We start from the raw sequence: 11,434 nt of genomic DNA, 5'->3' as shown, positions 1-11,434 counted from the left end.
AGCAGAGTGCGGCAAGCAGGGCGCGTCGGGTATGTCGGGGACGTTTCATGCAGGGTTCCGGCCAGGGGATATCGGCCCGTCATCCAGCCGTTGCTGCTTCATGAGGCAAGGCCGGGCGCTGCCGTCGGGGCGGCAGATACGGGGAGCTGTCAGGTAAACGAGAAGCGCGTGGGGGAATTTAACTCCCGACACATGGGGTTACAGCTGCTTGAACACGAAATATCAGCGTATCGCAGCAGCAGTACTTTAAATCTATATGAGAATTACTATAAATTACGTCGTTCCTAAACTGCCATCATTGAATGACCAGATCAGTCCGCTTGCCACGGATCTTGTTCAAGGACAGAAATCACCCACCTGGGTCGGGAGTCATGTTGGAAAGTTACTACCGCGAGCTGATGGGCTTCCTCAACGCCAGGCTTGGCAACCGCCAGGTCGCCGAGGACGTTGCCCATGACGCCTTTGTGCGGGTGCTGGAGCGCCCCAGCGCTCCTCCCATCGAGCAGCCGCGGGCCTTCCTTTATCGCACGGCGCTCAATCTGGTGATCGACGACCATCGGCGTAACCAGCTGCGTCAATCCGAACCCCTGGAAGCACTCGACCAGGAAGAGCACTGTTTCAGCCCGTCACCGCAGACGAGCCTGGATCAGGGGCAACGCCTGGAGATGCTCCAGCGGGCCCTGGCGGAGCTGCCCCGGTTGTGCCGCGAGAGCTTTTTGCTGCGCAAGCTCGAGGGTCTGTCCCACATGCAGATTGCCGAGCATCTGGGCATTTCCCGCAGCCTGGTGGAAAAACATATCGTCAATGCCATGAAGCATTGCCGGGTGCGCCTGCGTCAGTGGGAAGCTCAGTGACGAGCGGCGCGCGTCAGCGGCGCAGAGCCTGGCACTGAGCCTGGCGTTGCAGCGGCCGGCTTTTGTCTGCCGGGCAACACGGCCAGCCTGTTAAATTTTTTTTCATCGTCCTCGTTCCTACTCAACAGACGACCTGTTGGCCCTCAGGGGCCGGCCAGGTCACCGGCGTAATTCCCCGCGTTGAGGGGCTTCTCCAGAGGACACTGGACATGACACAGGCAATGGCATCGGCCATCGTTCACGATTTGATTGGTATCGGTTTTGGTCCCTCGAACCTGGCGCTGGCCATTGCGCTGGAGGAGCGCGGCCAGGTCCAGGGGCCTCTGGACGTGCTGTTTCTCGACAAACAGGCCGATTATCGCTGGCATGGCAATACCCTGGTGACCCAGAGTGAACTGCAGATTTCCTTCCTCAAGGACCTGGTCACCCTGCGCAACCCCACCAGCCCTTACTCGTTCGTCAACTACCTCAAGCACCATGGACGCCTGGTCGACTTCATCAACCTCGGGACCTTCTACCCGTGCCGCATGGAGTTCAACGACTATCTGCGCTGGGTAGCCGCTCAATTCAAGGAGCAGAGCCGTTATGGCGAAGAGGTCCTGGCCATCGAACCGCTGTTGCACAACCAGCACGTCGAGGCGCTGCGGGTCATCTCGCGCAATGCCCAGGGGGAAGAGTTCGTCCGCAGCAGTCGCTCCGTGGTGGTCAGCGCCGGTGGAACGCCGCGGATTCCTGAGACCTTCAAGGCGCTCAAGGGCGACCCTCGGGTCTTCCATCATTCTCAGTACCTGGAGCGCATGGCAGAACAACCTTGTGTCGCCGGCAAGAAGATGAAAGTCGCCATCATTGGTGGCGGTCAGAGTGCTGCGGAGGCCTTCATTGACCTCAATGACAGTTTCCCGTCGGTGCAGGTGGACATGATTATCCGTGGCTCGGCACTCAAACCGGCCGACGACAGCCCCTTTGTCAACGAAGTGTTCTCTCCCGAGTTCACCGACCTGGTGTTCCAGCAAGCCAGCAGCGAACGTGAGCGTCTGGTCAACGAGTACCACAACACCAACTATTCGGTGGTGGACATCGACTTGATCGAGCGTATCTACGGGATCTTCTATCGCCAGAAGGTCTCGGGGATCGCCCGTCACGCATTCCGCACCCTGACCCTGGTGGAAAAAGCCGTGGCTACCGATCAAGGCATCGAGTTGGTGCTGCGCAACAATGCCACCGGAGCCTGCGCCACTGAGCACTACGACGCGGTAGTGCTGGCCACCGGCTACGAGCGGCAGATGCATCGTCAACTGCTGGCGCCGCTGCAGGCCTACCTGGGCGACTTCGAAGTGGACCGCAACTACCGCGTGATCACCGACGACCGCTGCAAGGCCGGTATCTACATGCAGGGCTTCAGCCAGGCCAGCCATGGCCTGAGCGACACCTTGTTGTCGGTGCTGCCGATCCGTGCCCAGGAGATTGCCGATTCGCTGTACGAACATGGCAAGACCCGCGGTCACAGCCGCTCGGTGCGTGACATGCTGCTGGCCACCGCCAGCTGACGGGCGGCAAGGCATTTTTTGCGGACCTCTTCGCCGGCAAGCCGGCTCCTGCCATTCGGGGATATCCCGGGTGTTTCTTGTAGGAGCCGGCTTGCCGGCGAAGGCGTTCTATCGGGCCCTTTCGCTGGCAAGCCAGCTCCTACGGTTGTCAGCGACAGTGTGGGGGGCGGTAGGCACTGGCTTGCCGACGAACGCATTCCTGAACCTTGGCTGAAGAACTTTTCGATTCCCTCTGCCAGGGTTTTTCCCAGGTTTACTCTGCAAATAGTGCGGCGTAAGCTGCGCGCGTTTTCAATCAGTGGAGGCCCAGTGTGGGTACTTGTTCGAGTGACAGGAGTCGGCCGGTTTCATTAACCGGCGCAGTCCCGGCAAGATAGCGCGCAGCCTTTTTCCTGCCGTTGTCTCGCCGTCCAGCGAGATGCGGCATCCCGATCGCGAACCTCTGCGGTTCGCTTCCCGACGTCACTTCCTGGCGACTTCTTTTTTCCCCTTCGACCCGGCCGGCTGCCGTGTCGTGGTGGCACCGACGCGCAGGTCCCGGACCTGCGGATCAGGCATGCGTGGAGGATTACCCTCCGGCAACGCCCGGTCGTACCTGCCTGCGGGTTTCCCTACGCCGTTGCTGCAGGAGTCATCACCATGAAGCTCACCCTGTTGAAAGAGTTCTTTGCCGGCTTCCTGCGGACCCGGCATTTCGCCCGGCACTTCCGCCGCCTGGCGCTGCTGGAAAGTTTCAGTGACGCCAGTGTCAGCCGCGACGTGCCGCCGACCCTGGCGCAGACTCTGGTGACCGCGGCCAACAGCGACGCCGCGCAACTGCTCGACCGGCTCGGCAGCCACACCGACGGCCTGAGCACCGAGGAGGCCGATGCCCTGCGTGAGCGTCACGGCCTCAACGAGGTCGAGCACGAGCAGGCGCTGCCTTGGTGGATTCACCTGTGGCACTGCTACAAGAACCCCTTCAACCTGCTGCTGACCCTGCTGGCGGTGATTTCCTGGCTGACCGAGGACATGAAGGCGGCCACGGTGATCTTCTCCATGGTGGTGCTTTCGACCCTGCTGCGTTTCTGGCAGGAGGCCAAGTCGAACAAGGCCGCCGATGCCCTCAAGGCCATGGTCAGCAACACCGCCACGGTGATGCGCCCAGGGTCGGCGCCCCAGGCTGCGCCGATGCTCGGCCGCCTGTTGGGGGCTGCCGCCGAGGCCAGGGGCGCCCAGCGCATCGAGCTGCCGATCAAGCAGTTGGTGCCCGGCGACCTGATCGTGCTGTCGGCCGGTGACATGATCCCCGCCGACTGCCGGGTACTCAGCGCCAAGGACCTGTTCGTCAGTCAGGCGGCGATGACCGGCGAATCCATGCCGGTGGAGAAGTTCCCCCATCAGCAGGACGCCGACACCCGCAACCCCCTGGACCTGGACAACATCCTGTTCATGGGCACCAACGTGGTCTCCGGCTCCGCCACGGCGGTGATCCTGACCACCGGCAACAACACCTATTTCGGCGCCCTGGCCCAGCGGGTCAGCGCCACCGACCGCGCGCCGACCTCGTTCCAGAGCGGGGTCAACAAGGTCAGTTGGCTGCTGATCCGCTTCATGTTCGTCATGGCGCCGCTGGTGCTGTTCATCAACGGTTTCACCAAGGGCGACTGGATGGAGGCGCTGCTGTTCGCGCTGTCGATCGCCGTCGGCCTGACCCCGGAAATGCTGCCGATGATCGTCACCTCGACCCTGGCCAAGGGCGCGGTGTTCCTGTCGCGCAAGAAGGTCATCGTCAAGCGCCTGGACGCGATCCAGAACTTCGGTGCCATGGACGTGCTGTGCACCGACAAGACCGGCACCCTGACCCAGGACAAGATCTTCCTGGCGCGGCACGTGGATGTCTGGGGCGAGGATTCCGACGACGTGCTGGAAATGGCCTACCTCAACAGCTACTACCAGACTGGATTGAAGAACCTGCTGGACGTGGCGGTGCTGGAGCACGTCGAGGTGCACCGTGAGCTCAAGGTCGGCACGGCGTTCCAGAAGGTCGATGAAATCCCCTTCGACTTCACCCGCCGGCGCATGTCGGTGGTGGTGGCGGAGCAAGACCGGCCGCAGCTGCTGATCTGCAAGGGCGCGGTGGAAGAAGTGCTGGCGGTGTGCCGCAACGTACGCCACGGCGCAGCCGAGGAAGCCCTGACCGAGAGCCTGCTGGCGCGGATCCGCCAGGTCACTGCCAACCTCAACGAAGAGGGACTGCGGGTGGTGGCAGTGGCCGCACGGCCAATGATCGAAGGCCGCGACACCTACAGCCTGGCGGACGAACGCGAGCTGACGCTGATCGGCTACGTGGCGTTTCTCGATCCGCCCAAGGAAAGTACCGCACCGGCCCTCAAGGCCCTGGCCGAACATGGCGTGGCAGTGAAAGTGCTGACCGGCGACAACGAGCTGGTGACGGCGAAGATCTGCCGCGAAGTGGGCCTGGAGCAGCAAGGCCTGCTGATGGGCAACGACATCGAGCGCATGAGCGACGAGCAACTGGCCAAGGCGGTGGAAACCACCAACGTGTTCGCCAAGCTGACCCCGACCCACAAGGAGCGCATCGTTCGCCTGCTCAAGGCCAACGGCCACGTAGTGGGCTTCATGGGCGACGGCATCAACGACGCCCCGGCGCTGCGCACCGCCGACATCGGCATTTCCGTGGACAGCGCGGTGGACATCGCCAAGGAAGCGGCGGACATCATCCTCCTGGAAAAGAGCCTGATGGTGCTGGAGGAGGGCGTGCTGGAAGGGCGCCGGACCTTCGCCAACATGCTCAAGTACATCAAGATGACCGCCAGCTCGAACTTCGGCAACGTGTTCTCGGTATTGGTGGCCAGTGCCTTCATCCCGTTCCTGCCGATGTTGCCGATGCATCTGCTGGTGCAGAACCTGCTGTACGACATTTCCCAGATCGCCATTCCCTTCGATAACGTCGACGAGGAGATGCTGAAGAAACCCCAGCGCTGGCAGCCGGCGGATGTCGGGCGGTTCATGCTGTTCTTCGGGCCCATCAGCTCGATCTTCGACATCAGCACCTTTGCCTTGATGTGGTACGTGTTCGACGCCAATACCCCGGATCACCAGACCCTGTTCCAGTCCGGCTGGTTCGTGGTGGGGCTGCTGACCCAGACCCTGATCGTGCACATGATCCGCACGCCGAAGATTCCGTTTTTGCAGAGCCGCGCGGCCACACCGCTGCTGGTGATGACCGGCATCATCATGGCGGTGGGGATCTTCCTGCCGATGGGCCCGCTGGCGCACTACTTCAAGCTGCAGGCGCTGCCGTCGCTGTACTTCGTGTTCCTGCCGCTGATCCTGCTGGCCTACATGGCCCTGACCCAGGCAGTGAAGGGCTACTACGTCCGCCGTTTCGGCTGGCAGTAATGCTGCCCTGTAGGAGCCAGCTCGCTGGCGAAGGCTTTCTTGCCAGCGAGAGTTACCCCGCAGACGAACGCGCCTCTGCCAGCGAGAGTTACCCTGCTGGCGAAGGCGCCCTCACGGGCCTCTTCGCTGGCAAGCCAGCTCCTACGGTCGCCCGTGCGTCCGCGGCAGGCCATGAGACGTTCATGGACCGCTGCTAGAGTCCTCTGGTGCCATTCATGCCCTTCGCTCAAGGACCGTCGCCATGCAAGCCCTGAACAACATCAACCTGGACTCGCTGATCGATACCCTGGTCAGCCTCAGCGCCGCCTTTATCCTCGGTGGCCTGATCGGTTTCGAGCGCCAGTACCGCCAACGCACGGCCGGTTTGCGCACCAACGTGCTGGTGGCCGTGGGGGCGGCGATCTTCGTCGACATGGCCAACCGCCTGGGCGGTGCCGAGGGCGCAGTGCGGGTGGTGGCCTATGTGGTCTCGGGCATCGGCTTTCTCGGTGCCGGGGTGATCATGCGCGAGGAGGGCAATGTCCGTGGCCTGAATACGGCTGCCACCCTCTGGGCTTCGGCTGCGGTGGGGGCCTGTGCCGGTGCCGATCTGGTCCTCGAAGCCCTGCTGGGAACCTTGTTCGTGCTGGCGGCCAACACCTTGCTGCGGCCCATCGTCAACAACATCAATCGCCAGCCCCTGGATGTGATTTCCGCCGAGGTCACCAACATCGTCTACGTGATCGCCCACCGTTCGAAGCAGAAGGCGGTGTTCGCCCTGCTGGAGGCGGAGCTGGCGCGCAGCAACTACCCGGCCAGCGATGTCGACGTGCATGCTTTTGGCAACGATGAAGTGGAGATCGAGGCGACCCTGGCCACCACCTCGGTGGACGGCGATGAACTGGATGCGCTGGTGGCTCGACTGTCTACCTCGTCCCTGGTGCATCAGGCTTTCTGGAGCCCGAGTACCACCGAGTGAACGGGGCCTGGCTGCTGGCCGTGCCGGCCCGTTGCGCTCCCTCAGGGATGTGCTGTTCAGTTTGGGAGAGGCCTTGCAAAACAGTGGTTTGTTCATCCGTAGAACTCCTCGGCCAAAAGATGAGCGGCGAGTGAGGCAGTGCGCAGCCTGCACAAGGGTGGGGGGAGCCGGTGTAATAGAGGACTTTTCCGAAAAGCCAACGGCGAGAGCAAGCAGGGGATGGTTTTCAGAGTAATCCTAAAGAAAACCCATGGGCACTTCCCTAGCCTTCTACCGATCTAGGAGGAAAGGCCGGCAATCGTCGGTCGTAGTCTCATCAGCAGGATCACAAAAATGTCCAATAGAGCGCTGCGTATATTGATTGCCGATGATCAGCATTTTCATCGAATGCAGATCGAGCGAACACTTAACCAACTTAATTACTACCGAGTGGCTCCGGTTCACAGGCTTGAAGAACTCCTGACACTGGTGGAGTACGCCTGCGATCCGTTCGATCTGCTGATCATCAACGGCAGCCTGGCCACTCACAGTGGTTTCGATCTGCTGGATTTCTGCCTGGACAACCCTCAGGTCGATCATGCGCTGATTTACGACAGTCAGCGTTTCCCGCCGATTCCCAGCAGCCTGCGGCACAGGATTCAGGCCAGCCGCGCCGAGCTGCCGGACAGCGAGGCAATCAAGCGCCTGATGCTGCACATCGATCCGCCGCGGCTCAAGGCCTCCAGGCCGGGTATCCAATGGCTGCCGGGGCCGCAGCACGGCAGCTGGGGGGCCGGCGCCCGTTGATGCAACCGCGCTCTGTGCAAAACGGCAGCCCCCGGAGGGGATGCCGTTTTGCGTTGCGTTACAGACAATCGGCAGTCAGTCCCATTGGGGGGCAAGGCCTGCCGGGCTGGTCAGGCGCTGACCCCGTTCCAGGCTGGCGATGCTCCTCAGGTCGGCGTCACTCAGGGTCAGGTTGCAGGCCAGCAGATTGCTTTGCAGATGGGGGCGGCGGGTCGAGGAGGGAATCACCGCGTAACCCGATTGCATGGCCCAGGCCAGTACCACTTGGGCCGGAGTGGCCTGATGGGCCAGGGCGATCTGTTCGATCAGCGGGTCCTTGAGAACCTCGCCATAGGCCAGGGTCATGTAGGAGGTGACGTGAATGCCCAGGCTATGGGCGAACTCCACCACCTTGCGGTTTTGCAGATAGGGATGCAGCTCTACCTGATGGGTGGCTATCTGCCCGGCGCCGACGGTATCCACGGCCTCCTGCAACAGCCCGTTGGTGAAGTTGGAGACCCCGATCTGTCGCGTCAACCCCAGCTCCTTGGCCTCCAGCAACGCCCCCATGAATTCTGCCACCGGCACCTGATTGTCCGGTGATGGCCAGTGGATCAGGGTCAGGTCCAGGTAGTCGGTGCGCAACTTGCGCAAGCTGTCCTTGAGACTGGGGATCAACAGGTCCCGAGCAAAGTTGGCGACCCAGATCTTGCTGGTGATGAACAGCTCCTGGCGAGGGACGTTGCTGGCAGCGATGGCCTGGCCGACGTCGGCTTCGTTGTCGTAGATCTGCGCGGTGTCGATGGCGCGATAGCCCAACGCCAGGGCGGTACTCAGTGAATCGACGAGCACCTGGCCCTGCAGACGAAAAGTGCCAAGACCAAAGGCGGGTACAGACATGGATGACTCCAGACATTGCAGTGGGAATGGCCGGGAGTATCCGCATCCGCGCCATTGAGAAAAACCGCTGTCGGTACAAAGGAATATTGCCCGCTGCTCACGAATCCACCTGCCCCTGTAGGAGCCGGCTTGCCGGCGAACCGCGCAGCGCCCAACCCCCAACCCCCAACCCCAATGCGGCCTTGCGCCAGGCCCCGGTTAGCCGATCTTGCCGTCGGGCAGATGGGCAGATGGGCAGATGGGCAGACCCAGCAACTGGCCCTGGCCCCTCTGCAGCCCGGTGTGAACCGCGCAACCCAGGCACGAATCCACCAGGGAGGCTGCACAACCGCCACAGTTTGGTCGTTTCAGGCGCTTGCTTCTGGGCCTCAGGCCATGTCGCTCTGGCTGAATTCCTCACCGAGAAAGTCGATCAGGCTGCGTACCGAAGGCAGCAGGCCGCGGCGCGACGGGAAGATGGCGTGGACGATCCCGCAGCGCGGCGCCCAGCCGGGCACCAGCTCCAGCAGACGCCCGGCGTCCAGGTCCTCGCGGACCACCACCTTGGGCAAATGGGCGATGCCGACGCCCGCCAGCACTGCATGGCGCAGGGCCAGCAAGTCATCGGTGACCATTCGCGGCCGATGGCGGATCAAGGCTTCGGCGCCGTCGGGGCCCAGCAGTTGCCATTGATAATCGCGCTGCGCCGCGCCCCAGTGCAGGCTCGGCAGGCCACTGAGATCGGCCGGTGCGGCCGGGTTCGACAGGCGCTGGAGAAAGTCCGGATGGCCCACCAGGCTCTGGGTGCTGTTGCCCAGCACCTTCATCACCAGATCGGTGTTGTCCAGGGGCGGGAAACGCACCCGCAGGGCAATGTCGAAGCCCTCGTGGATCAGATCGACCCGGCGGTTGGTGCTTTCGATGAACAGCTCCACCAGGGGGTACTTGAGCATGAAGCGGGTGAGCATCGGCCCGACCCAGGAGTTGAGCAGGGCAGTGGGGCAGGCCACGCGCACCAGGCCTTGAGGTTCGGAGCGATTGCGCTCGATGACTTCCGCCGCACCCTCGGCCTCCACCCGCATGGCCAGGCAGCGCTGGTAATACTCCTGGCCGATCTCGGTCAGCGAACAGTGGCGGCTGGTGCGCTGGATCAGGCGCACGCCGAGGCGCTCCTCCAGCTGGGCAATCCGTCGGCTGAGCTTGGACTTGGGCATGTCCAGGGCTCGCCCGGCGGCGGCGAATCCCCGGTGCTCCACCACTTGGGTGAAGTAGTAGAGGGTGTTCAGGTCTTCCAAGATCGTTCTCCAAATAGAACGCTAAGGGCGATTTTTGCAGTCTAGCGCGGCAAAGGTGTGAGTTTTAAGGTGTGTCCATCAGATAGTTCTGGAGGACGACATGAAAAACATCATCGGCATCTACACCAGCCCCCGGCCTCACTGGGTCGGTGACGGCTTCCCGGTCCGCACCCTGTTTTCCTACGACAACCTGGGCCAGCACATCAGCCCGTTCCTGCTGCTGGATCACGCCGGTCCCGCCCAGTTCAGCCCCACCAGCGCTCGCCGTGGCGTCGGCCAGCATCCCCATCGCGGCTTCGAGACGGTGACCATCGTCTACGACGGCGAAGTGGAACACCGTGACTCCACCGGCAGCGGCGGCAAGATCGGTCCGGGCGACGTGCAGTGGATGACCGCCGCGTCGGGGATTCTCCATGAGGAGTTCCATTCCGCCGATTTCGCCCGGCGTGGCGGCCATCTGGAAATGGTCCAGCTGTGGGTCAACCTGCCGGCGAAGGACAAGCTCGCAGCCCCCGGTTACCAGACCATCGTCGCGGCGGACATCCCGCAGATCCCGCTGCCCGGCCATGCCGGCAGCCTGCGCCTGATCGCCGGTGAGTTCGACGGCCAGCGGGGCCCGGCACAGACCTTCACCCCGATCGACGTCTGGGACATCCGCCTGCAGGCCGGCAGGCACCTGGACCTGGACCTGCATTCGGGGCGCAATACCGCCTTGGTGGTGCTGCGTGGCACGGTCCAGGTCAATGGCCAGGAGCGGGTAGCGCAAGGGCAGTTGGCACTGTTGGAGCGCGAGGGCGACCTGATCAGCCTGCAGGCCGACAACGACGCGATCGTGCTGTTGCTCAGCGGCGAGCCCATCGACGAACCCATCGTCGGCCACGGCCCGTTCGTGATGAACAGCGAAGAGGAGATTCATCAGGCCTTCGTCGACTTTCAATCGGGCCGCTTCGGCCAGATGGACGCCACCGGTCACTGACCGGCAGCGCTGGCGCGGCGCGCATGGCCGACTAGGCTCTGCGAGTCGCGAGCTACCCCCCAATGTTCGCCCTCACGCAGCAGGTGCGGCCATGGGTTTAACCCCAGCCGGGTTACCCGGCATCGATCATTAACGAGGACTCACCATGACTAACGCCTACAAACGTCTCGACAAGGAAAATGCTGCTGTTCTACTGGTTGATCACCAGGCCGGCCTGCTGTCGCTGGTCCGCGATATCGAGCCCGATCGCTTCAAGAACAACGTGCTGGCCCTGGCCGACCTGGCCAAGTACTTCAAGCTGCCGACCATCCTCACCACCAGTTTCGAAACCGGTCCCAACGGCCCGCTGGTGCCGGAGCTCAAGGCGCTGTTTCCCGACGCGCCGTACATTGCCCGTCCCGGCCAGATCAATGCCTGGGACAACGAAGACTTCGTCAAGGCGATCAAGGCCACCGGCAAGAAGCAACTGATCATCGCCGGTGTGGTCACCGAAGTCTGCGTGGCGTTCCCGGCGCTCTCGGCCCTGGAAGAAGGCTTTGAAGTCTTCGTGGTCACCGATGCCTCCGGCACCTTCAACGCGCTGACCCGGGACTCGGCCTGGAACCGCATGTCCAACGCCGGCGCGCAGTTGATGACCTGGTTCGGCCTGGCGTGCGAGCTGCACCGCGACTGGCGCAACGACGTCGAAGGCCTGGGCACCCTGTTCTCCAACCACATCCCCGACTACCGCAACCTGATGACCAGCTACAACACCC

General features: G+C 62.8%; 9 protein-coding genes. 7 read left to right on the top strand and 2 right to left on the bottom strand.

What is annotated here, in order from left to right:
• Positions 1-371: 371 nt before the first annotated feature.
• From BLX41_RS11330 to BLX41_RS11300, 5 genes are all read left to right on the top strand, one after another.
• Complete coding sequence (locus tag BLX41_RS11330; protein ID WP_123724942.1) at positions 372-854, top strand: sigma-70 family RNA polymerase sigma factor; 483 nt, start codon at positions 372-374, stop codon at positions 852-854.
• A 209-nt stretch (positions 855-1,063) separates the two neighbouring features.
• The gene (locus BLX41_RS11325; RefSeq protein WP_123724941.1) at positions 1,064-2,401 is read left to right on the top strand and encodes a lysine N(6)-hydroxylase/L-ornithine N(5)-oxygenase family protein; all 1,338 of its coding nucleotides are present in this window, start codon (positions 1,064-1,066) and stop codon (positions 2,399-2,401) included.
• Between the two features lie 639 nt (positions 2,402-3,040).
• Positions 3,041-5,806, top strand: a complete 2,766-nt coding sequence (gene mgtA / locus BLX41_RS11315) for a magnesium-translocating P-type ATPase (RefSeq protein ID WP_123724940.1) — start codon at positions 3,041-3,043, stop codon at positions 5,804-5,806.
• A 241-nt stretch (positions 5,807-6,047) separates the two neighbouring features.
• Positions 6,048-6,764: an MgtC/SapB family protein gene (locus BLX41_RS11305; RefSeq protein WP_123724938.1), complete on the top strand. Its 717-nt coding sequence runs from the start codon at positions 6,048-6,050 to the stop codon at positions 6,762-6,764.
• Positions 6,765-7,097: 333 nt separating this feature from the next.
• Positions 7,098-7,550, top strand: coding sequence for an ANTAR domain-containing protein (locus tag BLX41_RS11300; protein WP_123724937.1), 453 nt, complete (start codon positions 7,098-7,100; stop codon positions 7,548-7,550).
• Between the two features lie 75 nt (positions 7,551-7,625).
• Here BLX41_RS11300 and dkgB read toward each other — a convergent pair whose 3' ends face one another.
• Positions 7,626-8,429, bottom strand: a complete 804-nt coding sequence (gene dkgB, locus BLX41_RS11295) for a 2,5-didehydrogluconate reductase DkgB (protein WP_123724936.1) — start codon at positions 8,427-8,429, stop codon at positions 7,626-7,628.
• A gap of 368 nt (positions 8,430-8,797) precedes the next feature.
• Positions 8,798-9,706, bottom strand: a complete 909-nt coding sequence (locus BLX41_RS11285; protein WP_123724935.1) for a LysR family transcriptional regulator — start codon at positions 9,704-9,706, stop codon at positions 8,798-8,800.
• Between the two features lie 97 nt (positions 9,707-9,803).
• Between BLX41_RS11285 and BLX41_RS11280 the strand changes: the two genes are divergently transcribed.
• Positions 9,804-10,679, top strand: a complete 876-nt coding sequence (locus BLX41_RS11280) for a pirin family protein (RefSeq protein ID WP_123724934.1) — start codon at positions 9,804-9,806, stop codon at positions 10,677-10,679.
• A gap of 145 nt (positions 10,680-10,824) precedes the next feature.
• On the top strand, positions 10,825-11,434 hold a 610-nt coding region (gene ycaC, locus BLX41_RS11275; RefSeq protein WP_148059715.1), incomplete at its 3' end, for an isochorismate family cysteine hydrolase YcaC.

The sequence above is a fragment of the Pseudomonas protegens genome (genome assembly GCF_003732485.1).
Taxonomy (GTDB): Bacteria; Pseudomonadota; Gammaproteobacteria; order Pseudomonadales; family Pseudomonadaceae; genus Aquipseudomonas; species Aquipseudomonas protegens_B.
Note: the sequence above shows the minus strand (reverse complement) of the source record. Positions and strands in the feature narration are given on the sequence as shown.

Bases quoted from the DNA above. Each gene is read 5' to 3' on its own strand.
- BLX41_RS11330 (WP_123724942.1), top strand. From the start codon at position 372: ATGTTGGAAAGTTACTACCGCGAGCTGATGGGCTTCCTCAACGCCAGG.
- BLX41_RS11325 (WP_123724941.1), top strand. From the start codon at position 1,064: ATGACACAGGCAATGGCATCGGCCATCGTTCACGATTTGATTGGTATC.
- mgtA (WP_123724940.1), top strand. From the start codon at position 3,041: ATGAAGCTCACCCTGTTGAAAGAGTTCTTTGCCGGCTTCCTGCGGACC.
- BLX41_RS11305 (WP_123724938.1), top strand. From the start codon at position 6,048: ATGCAAGCCCTGAACAACATCAACCTGGACTCGCTGATCGATACCCTG.
- BLX41_RS11300 (WP_123724937.1), top strand. From the start codon at position 7,098: ATGTCCAATAGAGCGCTGCGTATATTGATTGCCGATGATCAGCATTTT.
- dkgB (WP_123724936.1), bottom strand. From the start codon at position 8,429: ATGTCTGTACCCGCCTTTGGTCTTGGCACTTTTCGTCTGCAGGGCCAG.
- BLX41_RS11280 (WP_123724934.1), top strand. From the start codon at position 9,804: ATGAAAAACATCATCGGCATCTACACCAGCCCCCGGCCTCACTGGGTC.